This is a genomic window from Sphingobium fluminis (assembly GCF_037723805.1).
Lineage (GTDB): Bacteria > Pseudomonadota > Alphaproteobacteria > Sphingomonadales > Sphingomonadaceae > Sphingobium.
This window is the reverse complement of record NZ_JBBJUK010000007.1, coordinates 116,403-141,609: the sequence shown is the minus strand read 5'-3', so window position 1 is coordinate 141,609 and position 25,207 is coordinate 116,403. Positions and strand designations below refer to the sequence as shown.

Annotated in this window: 17 protein-coding genes and 6 pseudogenes; 11 read left to right on the top strand and 12 right to left on the bottom strand. The window is 57.7% G+C overall.

Features of this window, described 5'->3' with window-relative positions; translation table 11 throughout:
• Window positions 1-50: 50 nt before the first annotated feature.
• From WG907_RS16515 to WG907_RS16495, 5 genes are all read right to left on the bottom strand, one after another.
• On the bottom strand, window positions 51-962 hold the full coding sequence (locus WG907_RS16515; RefSeq protein ID WP_340234517.1) for an SMP-30/gluconolactonase/LRE family protein: 912 nt from the start codon (window positions 960-962) through the stop codon (window positions 51-53).
• A 46-nt stretch (window positions 963-1,008) separates the two neighbouring features.
• Entirely contained in the window at window positions 1,009-2,235 is a 1,227-nt protein-coding gene (locus WG907_RS16510) for an MFS transporter (RefSeq protein WP_340234516.1), read from the bottom strand.
• Between the two features lie 230 nt (window positions 2,236-2,465).
• Window positions 2,466-4,937 (bottom strand): TonB-dependent receptor, encoded by a 2,472-nt coding sequence (locus tag WG907_RS16505; RefSeq protein ID WP_340234515.1) that lies wholly within the window; start codon window positions 4,935-4,937, stop codon window positions 2,466-2,468.
• 247 nt (window positions 4,938-5,184) lie between these two features.
• Window positions 5,185-6,186 (bottom strand): FecR family protein, encoded by a 1,002-nt coding sequence (locus WG907_RS16500; protein ID WP_340234514.1) that lies wholly within the window; start codon window positions 6,184-6,186, stop codon window positions 5,185-5,187.
• The gene (locus tag WG907_RS16495) at window positions 6,183-6,692 is read right to left on the bottom strand and encodes an RNA polymerase sigma factor (RefSeq protein WP_340234512.1); all 510 of its coding nucleotides are present in this window, start codon (window positions 6,690-6,692) and stop codon (window positions 6,183-6,185) included. Before WG907_RS16495 ends, WG907_RS16500 begins: the two co-directional genes overlap by 4 nt.
• Before the next feature lie 297 nt (window positions 6,693-6,989).
• On the opposite strand from WG907_RS16495, the pseudogene WG907_RS16490 reads away from it, so the two are divergent.
• A pseudogene (locus tag WG907_RS16490) lies at window positions 6,990-7,235 on the top strand (transposase); the annotation flags it as partial.
• A gap of 33 nt (window positions 7,236-7,268) precedes the next feature.
• Window positions 7,269-7,406: pseudogene (locus tag WG907_RS16485) on the top strand (IS3 family transposase); the annotation flags it as partial.
• A gap of 288 nt (window positions 7,407-7,694) precedes the next feature.
• Here the strand turns inward: WG907_RS16485 and WG907_RS16480 are convergent.
• Window positions 7,695-7,813 (bottom strand): annotated as a pseudogene (locus tag WG907_RS16480) (IS3 family transposase); the annotation flags it as partial.
• Window positions 7,814-8,269: 456 nt separating this feature from the next.
• A pseudogene (locus WG907_RS16475) lies at window positions 8,270-8,461 on the bottom strand (TetR/AcrR family transcriptional regulator); the annotation flags it as partial.
• 393 nt (window positions 8,462-8,854) lie between these two features.
• On the opposite strand from WG907_RS16475, the gene WG907_RS16470 reads away from it, so the two are divergent.
• Window positions 8,855-9,949: an aromatic ring-hydroxylating oxygenase subunit alpha gene (locus tag WG907_RS16470; RefSeq protein WP_340234510.1), complete on the top strand. Its 1,095-nt coding sequence runs from the start codon at window positions 8,855-8,857 to the stop codon at window positions 9,947-9,949.
• A gap of 230 nt (window positions 9,950-10,179) precedes the next feature.
• Window positions 10,180-10,340: pseudogene (locus tag WG907_RS16465) on the top strand (integrase); the annotation flags it as partial.
• A gap of 226 nt (window positions 10,341-10,566) precedes the next feature.
• Here the strand turns inward: WG907_RS16465 and WG907_RS16460 are convergent.
• Window positions 10,567-11,688: an Lrp/AsnC family transcriptional regulator gene (locus WG907_RS16460; RefSeq protein WP_340234509.1), complete on the bottom strand. Its 1,122-nt coding sequence runs from the start codon at window positions 11,686-11,688 to the stop codon at window positions 10,567-10,569.
• A gap of 121 nt (window positions 11,689-11,809) precedes the next feature.
• Here WG907_RS16460 and WG907_RS16455 point away from each other — a divergent pair, with 121 nt between their 5' ends.
• The 3 genes from WG907_RS16455 to WG907_RS16445 all read left to right on the top strand — a co-directional run bounded on the left by WG907_RS16455 (window position 11,810) and on the right by WG907_RS16445 (window position 15,808).
• On the top strand, window positions 11,810-13,267 hold the full coding sequence (locus WG907_RS16455) for a phosphotransferase family protein (RefSeq protein ID WP_340234507.1): 1,458 nt from the start codon (window positions 11,810-11,812) through the stop codon (window positions 13,265-13,267).
• 56 nt (window positions 13,268-13,323) lie between these two features.
• Window positions 13,324-14,439, top strand: a complete 1,116-nt coding sequence (locus tag WG907_RS16450) for an Rv3169 family protein (RefSeq protein WP_340234505.1) — start codon at window positions 13,324-13,326, stop codon at window positions 14,437-14,439.
• 343 nt (window positions 14,440-14,782) lie between these two features.
• Window positions 14,783-15,808, top strand: coding sequence for a DUF7064 domain-containing protein (locus WG907_RS16445; protein WP_340234503.1), 1,026 nt, complete (start codon window positions 14,783-14,785; stop codon window positions 15,806-15,808).
• A gap of 185 nt (window positions 15,809-15,993) precedes the next feature.
• On the opposite strand, the pseudogene WG907_RS16440 reads toward WG907_RS16445, so the two are convergent.
• Window positions 15,994-16,299 (bottom strand): annotated as a pseudogene (locus WG907_RS16440) (hypothetical protein); the annotation flags it as partial.
• Window positions 16,300-16,423: 124 nt separating this feature from the next.
• Here WG907_RS16440 and WG907_RS16435 point away from each other — a divergent pair.
• Together WG907_RS16435 and WG907_RS16430 are read left to right on the top strand one after the other, a co-directional pair.
• Window positions 16,424-17,437, top strand: coding sequence for an LLM class flavin-dependent oxidoreductase (locus WG907_RS16435; RefSeq protein ID WP_340234501.1), 1,014 nt, complete (start codon window positions 16,424-16,426; stop codon window positions 17,435-17,437).
• 190 nt (window positions 17,438-17,627) lie between these two features.
• Window positions 17,628-18,362, top strand: a complete 735-nt coding sequence (locus WG907_RS16430; protein ID WP_445326833.1) for an NADPH-dependent F420 reductase — start codon at window positions 17,628-17,630, stop codon at window positions 18,360-18,362.
• Between the two features lie 559 nt (window positions 18,363-18,921).
• On the opposite strand, the gene WG907_RS16425 is transcribed toward WG907_RS16430, so the two are convergent.
• Complete coding sequence (locus WG907_RS16425) at window positions 18,922-19,863, bottom strand: tyrosine-protein phosphatase (RefSeq protein WP_340234499.1); 942 nt, start codon at window positions 19,861-19,863, stop codon at window positions 18,922-18,924.
• A 75-nt stretch (window positions 19,864-19,938) separates the two neighbouring features.
• Between WG907_RS16425 and WG907_RS16420 the strand changes: the two genes are divergently transcribed.
• Together WG907_RS16420 and WG907_RS16415 are read left to right on the top strand one after the other, a co-directional pair.
• A complete protein-coding gene (locus WG907_RS16420; RefSeq protein ID WP_340234497.1) occupies window positions 19,939-21,612 on the top strand; it encodes an FAD-binding protein in 1,674 nt (557 codons plus the stop codon).
• An 18-nt stretch (window positions 21,613-21,630) separates the two neighbouring features.
• A complete protein-coding gene (locus WG907_RS16415; RefSeq protein ID WP_340234495.1) occupies window positions 21,631-22,239 on the top strand; it encodes a nuclear transport factor 2 family protein in 609 nt (202 codons plus the stop codon).
• A gap of 435 nt (window positions 22,240-22,674) precedes the next feature.
• Here WG907_RS16415 and WG907_RS16410 read toward each other — a convergent pair whose 3' ends face one another.
• Complete coding sequence (locus WG907_RS16410; RefSeq protein WP_340234493.1) at window positions 22,675-24,111, bottom strand: phosphotransferase family protein; 1,437 nt, start codon at window positions 24,109-24,111, stop codon at window positions 22,675-22,677.
• Entirely contained in the window at window positions 24,108-25,100 is a 993-nt protein-coding gene (locus WG907_RS16405) for a DUF7064 domain-containing protein (protein WP_340234491.1), read from the bottom strand. The genes WG907_RS16410 and WG907_RS16405 overlap by 4 nt, the downstream gene beginning before the upstream one ends.
• Between the last annotated feature and the right edge of the window lie 107 nt (window positions 25,101-25,207).

Genomic DNA, 25,207 nt, shown 5'->3' with positions numbered 1-25,207 from the left:
CCGTTGCAATTGATATAAGAGCAAGGTCCATTGCTAAGCCAATCAAGACTTCAGCTATAGTGCGCCAGCCGTAATCCTGGTGTGTCCCAGCGGGTCTTGACGAGACGCCCGGTCGTTCCCAGCGTAATCCAGGCGTCGCGCATGTCCTCGCCGCCAAAGCATATGTTGGTAACGACCATGTCATCCAGAGGATAGTTGATGATCTGCCCGGTTGCCGGATCGACCGATGCAATCCCCGACTTCGCCACCGTCGTCGCCACGGCAACATGCCCGTTAGCGAGGACCGCGAAGGAGTCCGGCATTTGATGGGGGGCAAATTGACCAACAGGCCGACCCATCACGAACCCTGCTGTCGGTGCCAGTTCGCCCGGTCCTTTTATGTCGAAGGCGACCAGCAATGACTCGTAAGATGGGGCGGTATAGAGGGTGTTCCTATCAGGCGACAGACCAATGCCATTATAATGCGGGCCAGCCACCGCGCGCCTGATCGAGGAGCCGTCCGGCTTGGCATAGAAAAGTCCTCCATACCCGATATTATGGCTATGGTGCTTGCCGAAATCCGTGAACCAGATGCCACCCTGATAGTCGAATATGATATCGTTGGGTGCAGAAAGGGGGTGGCCCTCACAATTGTCGTAAAGCCGCTCGACCTTCCCCGTCCCGATGTCGATCCGGTCGAGCCACCCGGACTTGTAACCCGGCAAGGCTTCGCCGGGTATCGTCAGCCCATCGCGTTCGTGGCAGACGAAGCCCCCATTATTGACTACGTAGAGAAAGCCATCGGGACCTATCGCAGCCCCACTAGGGCCCCCTCCTGGCTCGGCGACGGTTTCCTTGCGCCCATCGGGCCAAACCCGGGTGACACGGCCTGCGCCCACCTCGACCAGGATAATGCTGCCGTCCAGCATCCATACCGGGCCTTCGGGAAAGCAAAGCCCGTCGGTAACAACGTCATGTTCCATCATTATACTCCAAATATGGTCAACCCGTGGCGTTAGATGCCTAACGCTAAGTCTTGGCACGGAGCTTTTCCCGTGAGAGCGCGGGCTCAAGGCGACGTCCTTGAGATGCCCTGGAATTGTGTTGCTGGCCGGCTGCCACCGAAAGAGCGATAAAAAGGATGCAGCACAGGGCCATGATCGCAGCGATGACGCCAAATGGCACCGTATAGCCGCCGGTGGATTCGAAGATGAACGCGATAGCGGGTGCGGCAACGAACAGAAAAGGCAACTTTATGCCGTAGCTCAGGCCCATTGCGCGACTGGCGCTGTTCGACGGAATAAGCCCACTTAGCGCGGCACCGTGAAGCGTGAGCATAGGTGTAGCGCACAAGCCCAAACCCGCCGCAACCAGGTACAGGCCTCCGGTCGGGACCATTAGCATGGCAAGCCAAAGAAGCGTCAGAAGAAAGCTCGTCAGCGCGAGCGTCTGCGGCGGACCGCGCCAGTCTGCGATGCGGCCCCACAAAAGCACGCCGACCAGCCCGGCAGCGCCATAGGCTGAGAGCATACCGCCGGCCGCCAGCAGGGTCATGCCCCGGTCCATGGCAAAAGCGACGATGTGCACATAGAAGGCCAGACTGGCCCCCGACATGATGCCCATGGCCAGCGAAAGAAGCCAGAAAGGACGCATGGAGAGAATTTGGAGGTTGGTGAGTACAGGGCCGCCTGCGTCGTCGACGATCACCCGCGAACTCGTTACCGCGCCGTCGCCGGTTGTGCTGAACCTGTCGTGTAATGGGTCGCGCAAGAGCAGAAACAGCGGCGCGATCGCGACAAAGATGACCGCTATAGTCGCAAGTATTACCGATCGTCCGACCTGCGGAAGGACGCTACCGATGACAAAGGGCATGACCAGTATGAAGATGGGCAGTTCTGCGATCGATAGCGCGGCACCGCGACCATCCTTATACCAGCGGCTGATGACGGTCAGCGGCCCGATGATGCCGCTCAACGAGATGCCAGCGCCGGTCAATATAAACATGAACAGAGCCAGCGGATAATAGTTTAGCGTCGCCAGTCCAAAATAACCTACTGCACTCAGCAAGCAGCCACCAGCCATCGCGTAGCGCACCGGGACTATCTGCATGACATTGCCGAGAAAGGGGGCGAGGCCACCTACGGCCAGGGTGACGAAGGCCATACCCAGGGACGCAGCAGGGCGGTTTATCCCAAAATGCTGCTCTGTACTGGCCAGTAGCGGACCAAATGAGCCAAAAGCGAAGCCCATGGTCATGTTGCAGCCAAGAAAGCATATGCCGATCACCATCCACCGTGGCAAAGATCGACGTACAGGCATATTTGAAATCCTCTTAAATCCGCACGGATAAACGGGAAAGGCATTTGCTTTCATCGCTGGGGAAATGCATAATCAGTGCCCGCATTAGCCATCATCGCACCATATTAGATGAAAGCTATTTCTGACCTCCACTCTGAAAAACGGCATGGAAGTCAGGACATGATGCATCAAAATTTGTAGCCAACCCTGACCCCATATGTCCGCGGGCTGCCGGGCACCGCGCGGTCGGTAAAAGTCGAAGCGCCGAAGGAGTCCAGATATTTGGTGCCACCAAGATTTTTGCCATATGCAGCAATGGTGAACCTGTCACCGGGCAGTCGCCATTCGATCTGTGCGTTGACCAAAGTGTAGGCGTCCTGCTTCAGCCGGTTGATGGCGTCGAAGAAGAAGGCCGATGTGTGGAAAAGATGGGCAGAGGGCACGACCGACCCACCAGATGGCAAATCGATCGTCCAGGAAGCGCCGACGTTAAATGTCCATTTCGGCGATCGAACGACCCTGTTGCCAGACGCATTCACGGACACCGACATATTGCCGGTCCCATCGGGGGTCAGCGGCGGGAGTCCCGCTGCCCTCGGCACGAATGCCTGTGCCTTGTCGAAATCCCTGTATTTAGCGTCAAGGTAGGAAACGCCCGCATTTATATCAAGCCGCGGGATCGGCCGGATTGTCGCTTCGAATTCGAAGCCTTTCGTCCGCGCCGATGCAGCATTTTGTAAAACCTGGAGATTGGTAACGGGGTCCTGAGACTGAACGACCAAACCTTTGATATCATAGAGATAGACGGCAGCGTTGGCCGTCAGCCACGGTACGGGCTGGAGCTTCAGACCAAGTTCGTAGGCATTGATCCGTTCGGGGTCGATGGGTGTGCGCGAAAAAGCCGTCTGGCTGAACGTGCCGCTCTTGAAACCCTTCGAGTAGCTCGCATAGGCCAAAACATCGCGGCTGGGGTGATAGCTCAGGACAGCGCGAGGCGTTGCCGACGTATATTTCTTCTTGAAATCGTCAGCTCTCAAAACGCCATTTAGCGACCCCGTATATGTTAGCCTGTCTATATTATAGCGTATACCTCCAGTGAATTTGAAGTCGCCCAATGTGTATGTGCCATCCGCGAACACCGCCAACGCCTTTGCATTGGTATTTGTCCTGAAGATCGCGCCATTAAAACTGAGATCGTTCCAGCCAGCATCCTGATTTGAATAGAACCCGCCAACGACCCATTTGAATGCCCCATCGCCATTCGATATAATCTGCAGTTCCTGAGAAAAATTGTCGCTATACTCGTCAAATGATATGGTTTGATATTTGATCGGCGTGACGTCAGTGTCATAGTCCCGCACGGCGTAGCGGTTTTTTCTTTTTGCTGTTATGGATACGACGCGTACGGGGCCAGCGTCCCAGTCGATGTGCAACGATCCGCCATATTGCTTGATCCTGGCCGAAGCCTCGGTGTTTAACGCGACATCATAAAATCCGGTCGGATTAGGAGTGATCGCCGTCTTTCCCTGATAGCCATTGCGTGGCTGCTGCGAAATTCCGCTATTATCATCGTTCTTCGCGTAATCGGCGTTTATCGTCAATGTGAGGTTATCGGTCGCCCGAAACAGGATAGAGCCGCGAGCCATCGTCCTCTCCAGTTCGCCGGTTCGCTCATTGTGGATGATATCATGAAGGTAACCGTCATCCTTTTCGTAGCTGCCAAGCAGCGATATCGCCACCCGGTCCGAAACCGGGCCGTTCACGTAGGCGCCCACCTTGCGAGAATCGTAATTGCCATATTGGGCAGACAGCTTGCCTTTCCAGGTGAACCCTGGCTGATCGGTGTTCAATATTATCGCGCCGCCAGCAGTATTGCGCCCGAAAAGCGTTCCTTGCGGACCTTTTAGCACCTGCACAGATTCAATATTTGCCAATTCGTACGAGGCACCGAAGGGGGACGGCATGAAGACGCCGTCGATATAGGTAGATATGCTACCTACCTCGCCAGGAATGATCGCCGTTGATCCAACGCCCCGGATGAAGGGAAGCACAACGTTCGACTGTTCGCTCATCGTCAGGCTAGGTGTCATCTGAGCAAGATCGGAAGTGGTATTTATTTGCTGCGTTTGCAACTGTTGCGCATTGAACGCAGAAACTGAAATCGGAACATCCTGAAGACGTTCGGCGCGTTTTTGAGCGGTAACGATAATGTCAGCGATGTTCGACGTCTGCGCGTCATCTGCTGCAGGGGATAGATGCGGGACATTATTACTCGGCTGCGCTGCCCTCGCCCGGCCCGCTGCGGGCGCTGAGAGCGCAGCCGGCACATGAGCCGGTGCGGGCCGGATAATGATCAGCCCCGAACTGCCCGTTTGTCCGACAAGACCAGTGTCTTTCAACAGGAGGCCAAGCGCCGTACGGGGCGTATAACTGCCCTTCAGAGCTTGCGTCCGTTTGCCCGACAGCAATGCTGCGTCAAAAGTAATTTGCATGTGCGTGGCACGTGCCAGTGTCCTGAGCGCGCGATCAAGGTCCTGCGCCGGGATATTCAGACTATAGGCTGCCTCTTCTGCGTAAGCCGGCATGCTCGCAAGAAAAATCGCCGATGCGGCAATGGAAGGTCCGCAGCTAAGGCGGAATCCTTGGAATCTTCCAATCATTGCTTTTCCCTCTCCAAATTCTTTTTTGTAGAGAGTAAGACGCGCCATGCAGCGGCGGGGACAGATGGCGCGTAAGAAAATTTACGGCCATTCTCCGTTAAAAGGACAAGGTGCCCATAGCCTGCCCCGTATCGGAGTGGTTTACCGAGTCACAACCTGGGGGGAACGGCGATCCTGTCCCGGAATGTAGTGTATTACACCTTTTCTTAGAGCATCCAATGCGGTCCGAACGGCATATTGGAAGTTGTCATTTTTGTTTTCTGACAAGGGTGATCTGTCCATCGCCATATACGGCCTGCAATGGGCTAAGGGCGGTGACCGCTTCGACAAAAGCGTTTGCATCACCTGCTTCGAAAACGCCGTTGACGCGCAGACCGGCTACCGAACTGGCGATGACAAGCTTCTTGCGACTGTACCGGTTCATACGCTCTACCGCGCTGGCAATAGGCTCGTTTTCGAAGCTGAGCTGACCGGTCCTCCAAGCCATCGCATTCGCTGGATCGACCGAGGTTATGACAGTCTTTGCTTTATCTCCCAGCGACACAGCTAGTTGCTGGCCAGGCCGAAGCGGCGACGGGATCAAGGGCTTTTCGTCTTGTTCGTTCAGAACCGCGACGTTGCCGTGATATAATGTGGCCAGAAATTCATTGCGCAGCAATTCGACGCTGAATGCCGTGCCTGTCGCCACCACCAATTTTCCGGCCGCGGCCACGGTGAAGGGGCGCAACGGATCCTTGGCGACGTCGAACTCGGCGCGGCCATGCGTGAGCGTCAATTCACGCCGATTGCGACCCATCCGCACCTCAACCTCAGTATCCGCGTCCAGTGCCAGCGAGGATCCATCATCCAGCACAACGACTCTGCCTCCACCGATACCGGTCTGATATCGTTGCACTGGCTGGTGTAATAAAAGGGCTGTCGAGCCGACGATGGCTAGCAACGTCGCAGCGATTGATCCCCACAAATAGACCGGTCTCGATAGACGCCTTGGCCAACGCTGGGAGAAATGGTTGAAATCCTGCAATGCCGCCGAGCGCAACTGGATTACCTCGGGCATCTCAGACGCCCTATCGGCATCATTCCACAGCCTGGCTGCTTCCTCGAACGCCTTCAAATTTTCAGGATGGGACAACCAGATTTCGAATTCTTTCTGATCATCGTCCGAAAGCTCCTCCTGCACGATGTTCAGATACCAAATTGCGGCCTGCTCGTCTCGATTGGGCAAAGGCTCTATGCCAAGCATATTCATGACGCATCTCTCATTTTCGAGATCATCACTGCCATAGCTTTGGCGACATGCTGCTTCACGGCGCTGGCCGAGATGCCATAGGTTCTCCCGATCGTTTCCTGGCTCATATTTTCTAACTTATAAAGAATGAATATAGTGCGCGTGCGATCGGGCAGTTCGGATACTGCGCTGGTGAAAGCCCTCATACGCTCACGGCTCGCTGCAATACGGTGGGGGTCGATGGGCTCGACTTCCCGATCCAGATCCAACAATATTTGGTCGCGGAACCGGTTTCGCACACGTGCGCGCCGGCTTCGATCCGTCAGTAGGTTGGCGGCGATTTGGAAAACATAGACATCGGCTGGAACCGTACCGTCGCTGCTCCTGAAAATCCGCACGAACACTTCTTGAGTCAGGTCTTCAGCTTCCGCTTGGTTATCGACCCTGCGGCGGAAAAAGGCCATCAGCGGCGAACGCCAACGTCGGTACAGGTCGACCTGACAATCAATATCCTCGACTGCATCCATTGGCGCTCACCCTCTTGAGTTGTAGCACATAGAATAATACGCATCAGATCGCTCAAGGGACAGCGGAAAAGCTACTTCTTTCGTAAATCGCTGCGTCAAAACTGACGCTGGACGGTGACCCTTGCGGCACTTGGTCGATCGGTAGCCCGGTAACGTGGGCGATGCCACCCCCTGGCGATGCACGGCGGGCCCACCTGCAACCAGGTTTATGATCGCGCGGCCAGGGACCAGCACTGCTGTATTTGAATAGCCCCTATTTCTGGACGCCTTCGATCCTAATTTTGAGGACAGGAGGCGATGATGGGGAAGCCCAATTTTAGCGATGAATTCAAGCGTGATGCGGTGGCCCAAATCACCGAACGGGGTTATCCGGTAGCGGAGGTTTTCCAGCGGCTCGGCGTCAGGCAGCACTCGCTCTATGCCTGGAAGCGCCAGCTGGGCAGGCAAGTGTCTGGTGATACGGGCAAGGACGCTGAGATCCGCCAGTTAAAGCGCGAACTGGCCAGCGTGACCGAGGAGCGCGACATCCTAAAAAAAGCCACCGCCTATTTGACCTGCGGTCACTTCGTTCCGGACTCGCAGTTCGCCAGCATGGACTGGGCGGCCTTCATCCGGGCTCACAATCTTGAGCATTCGATGAGCCGGCGTGGTAACTGCCATGATGACGCCGTCGCCGAGAGCTTCTTCTCCTCGCTCAAGCGTGAGCGCATCCGGTGAGGAAAAGGGCGCGAGATAACCGGTTTGCCCCCCCGGCTCGTGCCCAATCTCTGATACCCCATTAGTAAAGTGATCGATCACTCTATAATGCGTAGCTGCGGTCCTGTTTAGATGTTTGGTTCCGGAGTTCTGATTGCGCATCATCCGTGCTGCAATAAAGGCGTGCTGCAATAAGGGGATGCTAGGGGGACCACGGTGCTCGATCGAAGATCCAGCGCCGCACACATGTTACTTTCGGATTGGTAAGCTCCCGGCGCACATGATCGTGGCGTGTGCCATCGTACGCGGACTCAGGAGTTTTCTCGCGCTGATTCTTGCAGGATCAGCTTTTCCAGCGTCAGGTCGGAGATTATTCGGCGAAGCTGCTGGTTCTCTCTCTCCAGGTCTTCCATGCGCTGCACCTGCTCGGCCCTTAGGCCAGCATGTGTAGCATCAATCGGTTGCGACGGCGGCGACAACACTGCCCGCAGCGCGATCTCGAACCCGGGGGCAATAATTCCCGGGTCGCTGGCCGGATGGGTACTCGCATGCAGCGACAAAGCCCGGGTCATCACGAGGAGAGTTTCGATGCGCCCATTGATTTCCCTTTCGCTAAGGCCATCAAGCGCCGACTCCACAATCTTGCGGATTGCATCACGAAATTGGCTATCGACGCGTGCCACTAGTTCGGCGACTTTAGGATTGCGCGCCGCCTCGGCCAGAACTTCTTGGGCGAGTGCTGCCCGGTCAAAGTCAAGCAGCCACTGCACATCATTTAGGTATCGATCAATGAGCCCATCGATATTCAGACCCTCGAGACTGTCGGGATGCGTGATGTGCAACATAAATTCTTCAAAATCACGCTCAGTGATAGCGACCATGATCGCTTCTTTGCTCTCGAAAATTTTATATAGGTGCCCGACGGTTATCGACGCTTCCGCGCAGATGCGGCTTATAGACGCTCCGTGGAACCCCTCTGCGATGACGCAGCGGCGGGCGGCATTGAGAATTTGGTTTCGACGGCTGCTCGCCCGGTCTTCCCGTCGCGACGTCACTTCCGCTGATCGTGTCATTATCGCCTTTTCCGTGCCACGCTCTGTGACAAAATTTGTGGCCTGAAAACCTTGCACATCTCACCCACAAATAAAATATGGAAACAGGAAGTGAACGATCACTCTATTTTGTTGACTGGGCGCGGCATCTGTGTAATTTTGACGCTGGCGGCTCGTAAAACAGTCGCCTGTCGGCACTCCGACGCGCCATGAACGCGGTGTTCAAAAATGAGGATGAGGTCTGAAATGATTGGTTTCGAGCACGCTGAGTTGCGCTCCCATTATGATGAGATCATGGAGTTGGTCGCGCGCAAGGAGCCGACACTCGCGCCCGATATCCTCAAGGTCCCCGTGACCGATTATACCGATCGCGAGCGTTGGGAACGCGAAGTCAAATTCCTTCGAACGACACCCATGATGCTCGCGCTGTCGAGCGAACTGCCCGAGCCTGGCAGCTATTGGGCAATGACCCGGCTCGGCGTGCCGATGCTCCTGACGCGTTTGAAATCGGGCGAGGTGCGGCTGTTGATCAATGCCTGCCGACACCGCGGCGCCAAAGTGGTCGAGGAAGGAAAGGGGAAGCAACCGCGCTTTACCTGTGTCTACCATGCCTGGACATATGGGCTGGATGGAAAACTTCTGGCGTTGCCCGAAAACGGGATATTCGGAAACGTCGACAAGAGCGGCTATGGCCTCACCGAACTGGCCGTAGAGGAACGGGCTGGCTTGATCTGGGGCATGCTCACCCCCGGCGTATCGCTGGACCTCGACGAATATCTGGGGCCGCAAATGACGGATCTACTGGCGAAATGTCGCCTGGATCGCTTCCAGGTCGTAAACCAGATCGAACTGCCGGCGGCGAACTGGAAGCTGGCGTTCGAAGGCTATTGCGAATCCTATCATTTCATCAGCCTGCACGCCAAGAGCTTCGGCAGCTTTGTCATTCCCAATGTACTGAAGTTTGACAAGCTAGGTCTTCACAGCCAGTTCCTGACGCCGGTTCTGGGTATCGATAAATGCGATCCCTCATCGATAGATGATCTGAAGCGTTATGTACAACTCGCTTTCACCTGCTTCCCCACTACTTTCTTTGCTTTTGCAAGCGACACGGCCTTCTCGAGCGAACGGGAAGCCGGAGTTGAGCCTGTAGAACGGATCTTTATCAATCAGGTTCTGCCCGGCGACAGCCCGGAAACGTCGATAACCATCTCGCGTACTGTCGTGAGCACCGACTTCATCGGAACGCCGATTGAGGAAGAGACGCGGCACTGGTCCATGATGACCCACAAGACCGTTCGAGAGGAAGATTATCCGGTCGTCCAGTCCACGCAGGAAACATTGCTCTCGGGTGCGCAGGATCATCTCACAGTCGGACGCAACGAAATCGCCATTCACCACCTCCATCAGACCTTGCGCCAAGCCTTGGGCGATGATCCCTCGCACGAACGCCAAAGTAGGATGTCGCCACGCCCCGAGCCTGTGGGATCTGGGCTTCAGTTTGATTATTAGCGGTGCCGCCGATCGCGTCGCTCCATCCACCAGATAATGTGTAATGCACGGATCTGAATCTCTGCGAGAGAGAACGCGCCATCGTTGGCCGGGCGATCCGGCATTTTGGTCGATGATTTGCGGCGACCTGATGGCTTTTGGTGTCGTGTTCAACATATTCATGTGGGATCGTTCCCCGGATATCCGCGAGCACTGGGGTGAGATCGTCCGGATCGTCCCCTGGGTGTCCTGTTGGGGAGCGGGCGCTTCATCCGACAACGGTCGGACCGATCTCCGATCGACGATTCAACGGGCATTCGACGGTGGTGCGTGGGCGAATCTGACGGCAGACGATCTGGATCGTTTGCTCAAGGGGATCAGCGCATACTCGACCCGGGTCGGGCTCAATGAGTTCAATGAAAAAAAGGATTGGTTAGCAGCCCGCCGGGCGACCGGAACTGAATGTGGATAGCTAGTCGAATCCGCGGCAGTTTCCGGTTAGAGATGTGGCGATGCCTCGCTAGTCCTACGTAGCATTTAGTCGCGCCGACGATAACCAATATCAAGGTCGCGCTTGCCCTGTACTCATTGCAGGGTGTCGATCGCCGGTGCGAGTTTGTTACGAGTTTCTACCACGACTAGGTGTATTTGTTGCCCCATCGTACGTCATTCTTGTACGCGCCGGAAAGCGTCGTGACGGTGACGTCGATGATCCCCTCGATCTGGGTCAGCTCCTCGTTCTTGATCCGCTTGATCGCATCCAGGTCCGCGCCGTGCATTATGCCTTTGATCGGCGCAGTCCCCGTCGTGATGAAGATTTGGGGCAACCAGGAACGCCCCCGCAGACTGGCCACCACATCGGCCAGGCAGTTTGCCCTAGCTTCTATCTCAACCAGTGCGAAGACCTGGATGCCGAGCGCCTGCGGATCGAGCACGGTAATGAAACGCATCAGGCCCCGGCTTTCCAGGCTGCGGACGCGGTAGCGGATGGTGCTGGCGTTGATCTGATATTTGCGGGCGATCATATTGATTGACTGCCGGGCGTTGCCGAGCAGTTCTGTAATGATCTGACAATCGAGTTCGTCGACCTGCCCGGCAAAGACCTCTGCTACCTCGCGCATCGTCTCGGCGAAATCGGCCTCGGGTTCCGGCGAAGAGTCGAACAATACATAGTGCGCCTGGAAGGAGGGGATATCGAGCACCGTCGAAACCGTGACGCGATATATCCCTTCGATCGTACAGATCCGGTTTTTCACGAGGTCATGCAGTGACGCGAGCGTACCGAAGCGGATCATCAGCAGCAGGTCGTAATGGCCATCGACCAACGTGCTAATCAGCATGACCTCGGCTATCGTTCCGATATCAGCGGCTGCGGATTGAAGAGCGCGGCCTCTTATCTCGATCGACACGAAGCAAATCTGCTCTCCAGCAGCCGCAAGATCGAGCACTGCGAGAACATGTGACACGCGGCGGCGATCGAGGGCGCGCATACGCCCCGTCACCTGTGCCACCGGCGCACCCAAAGTTTCCGCAACAGCGCGTGCGCTGGCGAGGGGGTCGGCGGTAAGCGCGTCGAGAATAACACGATCCAGATCCGTCAACACCAGATTTTGCACGCTTTTGCCAGCCATTGTCTCTCCTTCGAAGGCTACTCGATAGCGGGTTGCGGGCAGCGCGCAATGCGAAGCACTTATTGGACCCAATAAGCAATATATAGTAGCGTAATATTGCCCATTTTTCCTGTTTTTGACAAGTTTCATGGCAAGAGTGCAATATTAAGTTGACAAAAATAATGGGGAAGATCAATGCCTGATCAAGGCGGGCTAATCCGTCGGGATGAGGATGGCGGCCCGGTATGGGCGCGCATATTGGAAAAGTGTCATGAACCTGGACACGCGTCGCCTGATCGATGCTCTGACAAAATCCGTCGATCGCATGGCGAGCCGCTTTGATATTCCGCTTTCGGATATGGATCATATGGCGGCGACCACGATCGCAGGCGAACTGCTTCGCCGCGAGGATCCTGCAAAGGCTGCCCGTCTCTATGCGACAGGCCTCGCGCTGGCACAGCGCCTTGCCGAACTGGTGGGTCCCGATGCCGACGAAGCAGCGCAATTACGCAGCCCGCCGCCCAGCGGGAATGATTATGCGGCAATCCAGGCCGGTCTCGTCGCATTGAAAAAAATCCTGTCCTCATTGGTCGCCCGATCCGGCTATCCGATGGACCCGGCCGGGGCGCTCCAGCCTGTCATCACAGAAATTTCCGCGTGGGAATGCGACCTGCTCAAGCTTCCGTCTCCGGGAGAAGTCACGGCAAGCGGGGGTCGTGATTTCCGGCAGAGGCTTCAGGAGTCCGCCCGGGCGCAGGGCGGTGCGTTCGAGAATGCCGAGATCGTCGCGTTCACCCCGCTCATCGGCGGCTTTTCAAATGAGACCACCTTGTTCACGCTTGCCGACGCCGAAGGCGATCGGTGGGACCTGGTCTCGCGCGTCAGCACCGGCTTGCCGCTCGGCATCGAGGGGCGCGATATCGACGGTGAATATTTCCTCCTGCGCTATCTGCATCGGCATGGCGCCGCCGTGGCCGAGCCGGTCTGGCTGGAACGCGACGTCGAAAAATATGGCGCGCAGTTCCTCGTCACGCGCAAGCTGGAGGGCAGCAATTTCGGCACGGTGGTTTCGGCGGAGCGGCTCGGCCCGGCACAGCTTCGCGCCCTGGCGATTCAGCTGGCCAGCATCCATGCCCTGCCGCTCGACGCGGACGATGCCGATCTGCGCCAGAGCCTGATAGATGCCGATCTCGTCGGCGTTCCGACCCGCGATGCGGTGAGCGCTTATCTGGACCGCTGGATCAGACTGTGGCGCTCCACCGGCCTCGCCTCGCCGACGGTCGAGGCGACATTGCACTGGCTGCGCGCCAATCTGCCGCACAATGAAGAGCCGCCGGTCCTCGTCCACGGCGACTATGCCCTGCACAATATCATGATGCAGGGTGATCAGATCAGCGGCGTGCTCGACTGGGAATTGTCGCATCTGGGCGATCGAGCGGAAGATCTCCTGGGGCTGCTCACGTCGCTTTCGAGCGAGGAAGAAGCAGAGATATTCATGCGCCATTATGTCGATGCCGGCGGGAAAGCGCCGACGCAATTCCAGCTCGAATATTGCAACGTCTTCCGATTTTTCATCATGTACGTCGTCATGCTGGAATCGGAGTTCCGCTTCTACTCGCTGTCCGGCGTCCATCCCGAATTGCTGGTGCTTGGCTCGTTCGTCCAGACACCCGCCGCGCGCATGGCGCAGGCGATCGAAAAGGCCGACGCCGTCCGGCTCCAGACATAGTAGCGGGATGGCCGTTGCGCCTTCTAAAATAGTTATGGAAATTGAGAGGATTGAAGATGGCACTGACGCAATGGGACGATTATTTCATTCACCAGACCGGCGATACGCTCGATACCGTCGCCAACAAAAGCGAAAGCTTTATGGACCGCACCTGGTTCGGGTGCCATGGGCAGGATGGCCGCACCTATGTTGCCGCCGGCCTCGGCACTTATCCCAATGTCAGCGGCCATGGCGTGATCGATGGCTCCTTCTGCGTGATCCGCGACGGGGTGCAGTATAATTTCCGCGCGTCGCGGCATATTTCGCATGACGGCGACGGGACGGATCGCAACAACAGCGTCGTCGGCCCGCTGAAAATCGAGACGATCGAGCCGATGAAACGGCACCGCTTTTCGCTCGGCGACAATCCCCATGGCATTACTGGTTCGATCGATGTGACCGCCAGAGCGCAGCCATTTCTCTACAACAAGCTGGACGTTCCCAGCCATCCGATGACCCATTTTACCCAGATGGCGCATTTCGACGGGTCGATCACGATCGAGGGCGAAACCATTGCCCTCGACAATTACGTCGGCGTGCGCGATCGCACCTGGGGCGTGCGCGGCAAGGGCTTGATGCGCCATGTCGAAGCCTATTTCTGGATCATGGGGCATTTCGACGATTTCAGCTTCAATTTTACCTTCTTCCACGTGCCAGTCGAGGGCAATAACTACCTGCTGGAAGACGGCGCGATCATGCACGATGATGGGCGCGTGACCCGGCTGGTCAAGGCGCAACATAATTTCCATTTCGACGAGGATACCACCGCGCCTGGCAGCACGCGCCTGTGGAGCCGCGCGGAATGGGAGTTCATCGACGAGCATGGCAAGATCTGGCGGCTGGAGGCCAAGGGTATCCAGCAGCCCTTCTACAATGCCGGCCAGGGTTATGACGACCGCCATGGCCTCGACCGCGGCCCGCTGCTGATCGAGGGCGAGACGTGGGATTTCAACAAGAACAGCACGCTGGAAACGCTCCGGCGCGAACGTAGCAGCGATGATGATCGCTGGCATTTCGACATCCAGGATCGTCTGGTGGAACTGACCTTGAACGGCGAACAGGGCGTCGGCTTGGTGAACAATGTCTGCGGCCCGCGTGAAGGATGGGTTTATAATCCGACACTGGAGGATTGATTATCACAGGAGGACAACATTTCGACAATATTGTCTTTCTGCTAGAAATTCTAGCCTTTGCACAAAGTTCATGGTCAATAAAATATAGATAATCGTAATATTGAATATTGTTTCATAGATGGAGCCGTAAATTACTGCGAAATAATGGCGAAAAGCCGAGTTTGTGAAAAGGAAATAAAGATGTGCCTGAGATAATTTGTTCTTAAAACCGTTCTATTGGCAGGCAGCGCCTGCGCAAAGAAGTCGATGATTGAAAACACGGGTGACGCGGCTACGGCGTGATCGAGCACTGCATGCTTCCGCCGCGGCTGCGGTGGCGCATCTAGGTCGAGAGGAGAGAGACATGTCCACGGATACGCAGCAGCAAGTTTTCTGGGAACAGCAGAACCGATCGTTCAGCGAACCCACGCCCGCCTGCGACCTGCTGCACCCGGAGGCGCGCGAGGGCGAGACCGACCCGGCGCTCACGGAAACGCAATATTTCGGATTCAGCGTCCCCGAAGAGCATATCCACGGCCTGACATATCTCTGGCATCACCCGAACCTCGGCGTCGTGAGCGGCGGCGTCTTTGCCTGGCGCGGGGTCAAGCGTGGCCCCCTGGAGGCGGAGCTGTTCGATATGATAACCTTCGCCTCCGATGACTGCCTGGCCGGAGACCTCCACGACTACGAGCTGCCCAACGGCTATCACGTCACGACGCAGGAGCCGATGCGCAGACACCGGCTGCGCTACGCGGACACGAGCCGGGGGAACGCGCTCGACATCTCCTTTGAAGCGGTGATGCCGGCAATGGTTCTCGCTAACGGCCACCACCTTGAGCAAGCGATGCGCACCACGGGCGAGCTGACGCTGGGAGGCAAGACCTACCCCGTCGAGGGGTTCAACGTCCGCGACCGCACCTGGTCAGAGCTGCGGCGGGACACGTTGCAGCCGGGGGGCATGCCGCCGATCGACTGGATGACGGGCGTCTTTGGCGACGACTTCAGCTTCGGCTGCACCGCGCAGGACAATCTGGACTCCGACCCGGACTGGAAGGGCGTCATCGAGGCGTCGCCCGGCGATCCCCTCAAGCTCGGCTGGGTGTGGCGCGACGGCGCGCTGACCCCGCTGGTCTCCTCACACAAGCGCAGCCAGCGTACGGCAGGCACGCTCTTTCCCGAAACCGTGGAAATGGTGCTGACGGACGCTAATGGTCGAACCTACGAGATGAAGGGCACGATCCTTGCGGCCTGTCCCTGGTACCCGTGGCCCACGCTCGAGGCGGTCATCTGCTCGGTGCGCTGGGAGTGCGAAGGTCGCATTTCCTATGGCGAGCTGCAGCGCGGACTGCGGCCAGATTACATCCGCGCCTTCCGGGGCCGGGTGTGAATATCGTGAGGATCTGCTACCGAAAACCGCTTCCACTTCATCTGACGAAACCTTCCTTCACCCGGGAAAATCCGTCGGAAAAGCTGGACGCCTCGAAGAACCGGTTAATTTTGGCGTGATGTCGCATTGAGAAGTGGAGGCGGCCTGACAAAGGCGCGTTTTCCGGCGGTTTTGATGGACTCTTGTCATTCCGATGCCCGATCTGGGGCCGTTTTCGCATCAAGCAGGCGCAGCCTGCCTTCGAGCCATGCGAGGCGCTGGAAGTTATAGACCAAATTCGCCATGCCGATCTTGATGCGGGCTCTGGCGATACCGATGGTTCGGACGACAAGGCCCATCCGGTGCTTCTGCCCGGCGAAGACATGCTCTACGGCAGCGCGGACCTTTGAGCGCCGTGCATTGGCCCTGGCCACCCGTTCGGGCAGTGGGCGTCTGGGCAACCGCTTCTGATGGATGTTGCTGCTGAACATGCCCCTGGCGAGGAACGCCTCAAGAGATCGGCAGGAGCGATGCGGAAATACGCGCAGCCTTTGCGCCCTATATCGATCGTTTTTCCGCTTATATGTAGTGATAGCCAGCACCGGCTAACACGGGGCGGCGACTGGAGTATGCACCATGCTGGAATTTTGGCTGAGATATGATCTGAGAAGCCCGTCTTTCGGACGAGGCTCTGCCGACCTGACCCGCGCCGCGCTCGAGCAGGTGGAATGGGCGGACAAGCGGGGTTTCAGCAAGGTCGAGCTGACCGAACATCATGGCACGCCCGACAATGTCAATCCATCACCGCTCATCATCGCGGCGGCCATGGCCAGCCGGACGTCCAACATCCGGCTTCAACCATCGGCGATCATCTTGCCGTTGCACGACCCGATCAGGATTGCCGAGGATTGCATCATGGTCGACATCGTCAGCAACGGGCGGCTCGATGTCGTGCTCGGGCTAGGCTACATGCCAGCAGAATTCGAGATGTTTGGTGTATCGCTGAAGGATCGCGGCCAACTCATGAATCGCAAGCTGGAAGCGCTGAGACGGGCGCTGAAAGGCGAAACATTCGAATATGACGACCGGACGATCCGCGTGACCCCCTCTGCGGTGCAAGAGGGAGGACCCAGGCTCTTCATCGGCGGCGGGGTTCTGGCCGCAGCGCGGCGCGCCGCAGAATATGGCGATGGCTACTATCCCATGGTGTATCGCGCAGACTTCGTGGCGGAATATAGGCGCCGCTGCGCTGAACTGGGCAAAGTTCCCGGCCGGGTGCTTCATGGGCCCGGGGCAACGGTGATCCATATCGCGGAGGATCCCGAAAAAGCTTGGGCAACGCTCGCGCCCTTCGCACTTTACGAAACCAATTCCTATGCAGCCAACGCTGCCAAGACCGGCCAGGCATTGCACCAGCAACAGGCCCAATCGTCGGAAGCGCTCCGTGAAGCGGGCAGCTACATGGTTCTTACCCCGGAAGACGGCCTGGCTTACTGCCGTGAGCAACGGGATCTGGGCCGTCACGTGGTCGTCAATCCGCTGATATCGGGCATAGACCCGGATTTTTCCTGGCGCAGCCTCGAACTCATTGCCGACAGGATTATCCCTGAGCTTCAGGCTGATGATTCGCGATCGACGGAGGTTGAATGACGGCTTACGGCATCCCCTACGGGGCTGCGCGGTATGTGGAACAAGGACGGCTGCCAATTCGGACATTTTGAGGGCAGCATGGACCGCCTGCTCGACCTAGATCATCGGGAAAAGCTGTTGGCGCGCGGCGCGGGAGCCGTCTAATTGACATCTAGATTCGTTTTCGATCCTAAAACACGAGAGTACAGATATGAAAATCGGAATTATTGGCGCTGGCAGCATCGGCGCGACGATCGCGCGAAAACTGGCTGCTGCGGGACATGACGTAAAGATCGCCAACTCGAAGGGCCCGGAAACGCTGAGCGAGCTCGCACAGGCGCAGGGCGTTACGGCGGTGCACAAGGAAGAGGCCGTTCAGAATGTAGACGTCATCATCCTTTCCATTCCATTCCTGAGCTATGCGGCTCTCGCCAGCCTCCTTTCCGGCGTACCGTCGAATGTCGTGGTGATAGACACTTCCAACTATTACCCTTTCCGGGACGGTGAGATAGAAGGGATCGACGGTGGCGAAGCGGAGAGCCTGTGGGTTAGCAAGCAGATCGGTCGTCCCCTTGTGAAGGCATGGAATGCCGTGCTGGCCGGCACGCTTGTAAATAAGGGCAAGCCGGCGGGCGCAGAGGGGCGGATCGCCGTGCCGGTGGCTGGGGACGACGCTGCGGCAAAGCGCATCGCAATGGAACTGGTGGACGCTACCGGTTTTGATGCTTTCGACTCGGGGTCGCTAGTGGACTCCTGGCGGCAGCAAACAGGCACCCCGGCCTACTGCACCGAACTGACGATCGATGAACTCCCGTCGGCCCTCGATAGCGCTAACAGGGAAAAGAGGGCACATAATCGCGAGGCCATCCTCAAGGAGGTCTTCCCCCGCTATGCCGAGTTGTCGCACGATGACATCATAGCGATCAACCGCTCCATGACGCGCTGACCAACTCGCCGCCGGCCTGCTCTTTGGGCGAATCTGTGACTAGAGCAGGCCGGACCCGCTGCAGTCTATGATCACAACATTTGTGGTCGTTCGAAACGGTGCTGCTCGGCGGCGGGAGCACGGAGCCAAGCCAGCAATCGGTATGTGGCGCCTCCTTTACCAGGCGGGCTCATCTGGACCGCGACTATGGTGCTGAACTGACGCTACAATGTGCCTGATGATCATGAGTGAGATTGTTGCCATGGACGGTTTGCCTAGGCGGCGTGGACAAATGAACCGGGTTCGATGATAGCTCGTCTCGGCGATCGCCGTCTTGATCGACCTGCCAGCACTGAAGCAGCCGGAAGCTGCCGTCCAAGAACCTGCTGTCATCGGAATGGAGGGGGGGACGCGGCCATGATTGGGAGTCTGATCATCAGACCGTCGCGGGCAGGCCCTGACCGTCCACTATGGTGCGATCTCGAAGGCAGCTGTTATGCTGGCCGGTGCGCAGGCAACGGCCGTGCAGAAGATGGGTTAGTATCTCGCGGAATGTTTTCAACCCAGCATCGCCCAACCTTCATTCCGTAAATAGGCGCACCAGCCTTTCGCGGCGGGCGCTATCGAGGCCAAGTGTCTCAAGATAGACGTCTATCGATCCGCAGCGCTCGTCAATCGACTCCCAGGATGCAGCCAGATAGGCAGGGTCGGCTGCCAGCATTGCCTGGCGCGATTCCGCTGGCAGAACGTCCAAGCCGCCGGCCCGCGCCATCGTCTCGGCAACGGGGCCGTGCCTGTCATGCAGACCGGCCGAATTGGTCAGCAGATAGTCGGCAAGCAGATCTTCATGGCTGACGCCGAGCGCTTGGAGGATCAGGCTCGCAAACAAGCCCGTGCGATCCTTGCCCGCTGCGCAGTGAATAAGAACTGGAGCATCGTTAGCCGCCATATGCTCGAACGCGGCGCGGAAAACCGACAGATGATGGGGATCGAACGCAGCGCCGCGATAATAAGCAATTATCTTCTGCCGGATAGCCTCGGGACTGGGATCCCCGAACATGGCGGCCATATGCGGCGGCTCTACATCTTCGGGATCGGCATTTTCAATGACCCGTGCCTGAAAGTTTACAGGCCAACGTGACGGTGCCGTGGCCCGTTCGCTGGGCCGGCGAAGATCGACTACCAGTCCCAAATTGAGGCTGGCGATCAGCGCCAGATCCGCCTCGGTGGAGATATCGTGCGCAGCGGAGCGAAACAACATGCCCCGTCGCACATGCCCGGCGCGCGTGGGCAGCCCGCCGAAATCGCGAAAGTTGAGGATGGCCTCGAACTGCGGAAACGCGGTGCCTTGGACTTTGCTCATCATGCGTTTGCGCCCGCTCATCTCGTGGTAAATTTGTCGCGACTCGCCACCTGCGATGCGTCTCCCGCGCGCTGTTGCGATGGCACAGAAAATGAGAATGGTCGACCTCACAATTTGACGTACCAGCGTCCCTGTGCAAGCTCCCATGTCGATAGCCAATGGGTTGCGGTTTATGACCAAAAACCGGTGCGTGCGGCAACAGATATATGTTCTTGGAGCTATGGATTTAGAGATATGGACCCCGTCGTTGTCGATGACGTGAATGCGTTGAATTGGAACTGTTCCGCCGATGTCGTGGTGATCGGCTATGGCGGAGCGGGAGCGGCGGCGGCGCTCGACGCGCGCGAACAGGGAGCCGAGGTGGTTGTCGTCGAGCGTTTCGGCGGCGGCGGAGCGACGCGCTACAGTGGCGGGATTATCTACGCCGGGGGTACACGCTTCCAGAAGGAGGCGGGATATGACGACGACAGCGAAAAGATGTGCGCCTATCTTGCGATGGAGGTGGGCGATGCCGTGAGACCGGAGACACTGCGCCGCTTTTGTGATGGCAGCGCCGCCGACCTCGATTGGCTCATAAGCCACGGCGTGCGGTTCGCATCGAGCGTCTACAAGGAGAAGACGACTTTTCCGCCCGAGGGCAAGTTCCTGTATTTTTCGGGCAACGAGAAAACATCCCGCTTCGCGGCGAAGACGCCGCCAATGCCGCGCGGTCACAGAGTATTCGGTCCGGGCTATGGCGGCGTCCCTTATTTCGCTGCAATGGCTGGGTCCGTGGATCGCCTGGGCGTGGATGTGCGCCGGCATGAAAAGGCCAATCGGCTGATTGTCGATAAGGCCGGCCGCGTGGTGGGCGTCGAGGTCATCAGTCTGCCGCCAAGCTTCCACGAGAGGCACGAAAAGCTTTATCGCAAGATCAGCCCCTATGTCCCGTTCCGCAACCGAACGTATGAGAAGCTTCTTGCTGCGCTCCATGATCTGGAAACGAAGGAGGGACGTGCGCTACTGATCCGGGCGCGAAGCGGGGTCGTTCTGGCGACCGGTGGTTTCCCCTTCAACCGCGAACAGGTCGCGCGATACAATCCGGGCCTGGCAGCTAATTATCCCCTCCTGCAGCGGCTGGCGATGCCGGGCAGCGACGGTAGCGGCATCGAACTGGGAGTGTCGGTCGGCGGCGCGACCGGCTACATGGACTCGTTCCTCGTCAATCGTGTCCTCGCTCCCCCCGCTGCCCAGGTTCGCGGGGTGCTCGTCAACGAGCAGGGGCGCAGGTTCGTCAACGAGGATGCCTACATCGCGGTCGTAGGTAGCGCGATCAGCAAACAGAGCGAGGGGACGGCCTGGCTCATCTTCTCCGCGAGGGACTTCCGCCGGACAATCCGGCAGAGTCTCTTCAGCGGCTGGTATATGCTGAAGTTTTTCGGCGGACAGGCCCTGCTCAATCTGATACTGGGCGGCACCAAGAGGCACCGGCGGCTCGACCGCCTGGCAGCCGCGTGCGGGATCGATCCTGCGGCACTCGTCGAGACTGCAATGGAGCATGACCGCGCAATCGTCGAAAACCGTCCCGATGAACTGGGTAAGGTGAACGACTGTCGTGACCTGCTGGGCGACGGTCCCTACTACGCGGTCAACATGTCGATGTGGAATCGCTACTCCCTTACCATTTTCATGACGCTTGGTGGGCTCACCGTGAATGAGGAGACTGGCGCTGTAACGCGCGCGGACGGGAGCGAGGTGACAGGGCTCCACGCGGCGGGCATGTCTGCGGTCGGGCTTCATTCCAACGGCTATATAAGCGGCCTTTCTCTCGCGGATGGCGTGTTTTCGGGGCGTCGCGCGGGCAGGCACGCTGCGGCGGGGGTGCGTTCATCCAACGAAACCGGCAGGACGGCCGATGGGGTTGTATGATGCGGCAGATATGCGAGAGTGACATTTGCCGATATAGTAATTGGTAAAATTTCAATATCTCATCCGAGATTTCGATTCGAAGAAATTCTGGATCAGTCATCTTCATCTAAAGGAATGACGAGTGTCGGTCAGGGCCTCACCAAGCATCGGTTCATCATGGTAGGGATCGACGGCGGTAATAGAAGGACAGCAACGATGCTTAACTTGCAGACAATATCTGATCGCCTTGAACTTCAAGATCTCGCCCACTGCTATGCGCGAGCAGTCGACTCGTGCGACTTCGAGGCGCTGGTCAATGACGTTTTCGCACCGGACGGCACAATAGATTTTAGCGCAATCGGCGGCCCGGTCGGCGATGTCGATGCAATGCTGGCATGGGTCAGACCAGGTATGGCCGCATATGGCAATTCACATCATCTCATGGCTAACCATTACTTTAAGATAGATGGCGACAGAGCGACCGGGCGCGTGATGTGCTACAATCCCATGCGGCGGCTACCCGACGAAAATGGTATTGGTGCAATCGAAGTTCACGGTCATTATTATGTGGATGAATATAGTCGCACGGGAGCAGGCTGGCGCATTGCTTCTCGTCGGCTGGAACTAACCTATTCCTTTGATGTGTAAAACCTGTGGCTATCCGACAGGCGAACAATGCTCTCGTCCCTTGGACGGATTGTGCGTGGGCGGGTCGCTATCGGCGTGGGCTGAAGGTGCGAGAAATGAAGGGTTATCGCGTCGCCTTCATGATCGGAAAGTCGTTCGCTAAGCCGCGGCAAGATCGCTGGCAACTGGCCTGCTGCACGCTGGGACGAACTCATGCCATGGATTGGCAGCAGATCCGCAACCGGCCCGAGCAGCCTGATCCGCCGTCTCCCCGCCACGCCGTCCGTAGACCCTTCGCACTTCCGCCTTTCAAGTCGCTTGAAGCGGCATCCAGAGGTTTCTTTCCGGACCGACTAGAGCATTTTCGAAGCAGACGCTAACATCTGCTGGCTCGGAAAATGCGGAAATAAAACAATTATCAGAGCGTGATCCGATTCAGTATGAACGGATCACGCTCTAGATCATTACGTTTCTTGCTCTCTCCGCGTAGAAGTGCATCGCCTTTAATCCCAGCTCCGCGAGGAGTAAATTCTCCGCCCCGGCGTTCAGCCGCGCTAAGGCAATGTTACAGACGATGAGTATGTTATAGCTGTAATAAACGTCATAGAAGCGAAGGCGCTCCTGGGAAACGGGCATTCCCCCCTCTTCGACGTACATTTCTAGAATCTCTTCCGGCGTTGCTGCGCCGGTAAGACAAATGATAAAGTAGATAAGGTCTTGCGCTCTATCCCCGAAATGTGTCACTTCCCAATCGAGCACCGCCGTGACGGCGCCTTTTTCTATGAGGATATTGTGCAGACCATAGTCGCCATGGACTAGCGATGGGCGGTCGTCCGTTTCGGGCACATTCTGCTGAAGCCAGCCGGCACATCTCTCGATGAGCGGAGAGTGACTATGCGGGGACCGCGCGATGATATCCTTCCAATAGTCGAATTTGAACAGGACGTTTTCCCTCAGGTTCGGGAAGGACGCCCATTTTGCCAGATGCGATTTGCGGACCCAGGAATTGGCGCCGTCCACTTCCACGCTGTGAATCTTGACGAGTTCGCGCACCAGGTCCCGCAGCGCCCCCTCTTCAAGGCGAGATGAGGCGCCGATCGTCGTTCCGAACACGGCGCCTCTCGCCCTTCGCGAGACGACGAAGCGGGCACCCATTTTGCCGGCGTCGAGCTCGACCCAGAGCGGCTCGGGTATGCGAATGCCGTGCTCGTAGGCGTAGCGCATGACGGCGAATTCATTTTCCGACGAGCCGCCGGCATGGGGGATGATCGAGGCCTGTTCGGCGCGGATGACGAACTCCGTGCCACCAGACAGCTCGACATCCGTCGAAAACATGATCGTCAGTTTCGAATAGCCACCGAATATGCGCGTGAACGTCGTGACCTCGACAGGTCCCGCGTCCGGAAAACGCTGCTGGAGATAGGAAATCAGAGCCGCCTTAGTGAAGTTCAGAGGTGCTGTGCCGACCACCGATCTCTCACTGCGCTGCCGGTGCTGGAACAGCTCGATCTCCCAAAAGGTAATATTGTCGAGATAGGCTTTGAATTTTGCCGGTCCGATTTCTTGCGCCGCGGCCGTGAATGTTTCGAGTATCCCGGTAACCCGTTCGGTGTGGAGTCCGACCGCGTCATTGGCGAGATCCGCTCCCAGTTCCGGTGGGCAGTCCGCCAGGACGCTCGTTGGTCCGAGGCCAAGGCGGATCCCGTCGTTAACCAGTTCAAACCCTTTTCTGTAATAGTCCAGGTAGAAGCTGCGGTCCTGGCGGAGCAGCAGCTCGTTGAGGGACACGTCGATCGCGCCAAGCATCGCCCGCTGCTCTCCGCTGGTGACTGCCGTCAGGTCATCAACGGCCCGCCTGATGGCGCGCAAGATGCTCAGATCGCCCGGAATCACGCAGCCGGCTCCCGTCGCTTCCCGTAGTCGAGCGGAAGGACGCCCGGATACCATCCGTCAGCGACCGTGGCGCGGTCGAACACCGCTGGGTGCTCTTTCCCGCCTTGCAGATTGTTGACCGTCTCGAAGCACCCGAAACCAACCTTGTCTCCCCACCGGACGACACAAGCCGTGTCGAAACCCATGACGCCATGGATCCAGCTGCCCATGCTTGGGAAAATGGGTTCGAACCGGGCTTCAAGGATCTCGCCCGTCGGAAGATTCATCCGCGTGATCCCGCCGCGATTGGTCGCGCCGTCCGAGTTGATGAACGCGATGATGTCCAGATCCTTCGTCTTGATCACTTCATCCCCTCGAACGACCCAGCCGAACGTCGTGTGCGCATTATCGGCCAGAATGAAGCTGACTGCGATGAAGTGGTCCCGGGTGTCGAACGCTGCGACCGTCCATCGCAGCGCTCGCATGTCATCCCACTTGCGAATCCCCCAGCCATGGTCGCGAATGCCATAGGCATCGACCTCGTAGGTCGTTCCCTTGACCGTCAGTGTCCCGACGACGCGAACACCCGTATCGACGTGATTGGTCACGAACTCGCCGAGATGCTTGCCGTCGCCTCCCGCATACCCGTCGATGGCAGGCCCGTCCTCGACGACTGTCAGCACGCCCTGCAAATCTTCCTCGTGGATCGTCCATCTGATCCGCCCATCGAATTCGTATCGCAGCGTGTCGTCGCCGCTGCCGAAGCCGTTTTCGAGCCGGTCTTCGGGCCGGAGGGGCAGATCGACCGCCTTGTGGAACGTGCCGGCAGGTGACCAGATATTGGTCCAGGTTGCAACCTGTCCTCCGTTGAAATTCGGTTCGTGACCTAGGCGGAGATATCCGCCAACCGATTGCCTGAGATCACCGAAGAAAAGGACGAAACTTTCCTGCCAGTACTCATGCGCCCCAGGCTCATGCGGAAGTTCGTCTTTGGCAGGATATACATGCATCGGGCCGCTATTCAATAGTGACATCATCATCTCCAGATTATCGGGTCATAGTCGGCGACCGGGCTATATTAGCCTCAGCGAAATTATGAGGCAAAAGATAGGCATTA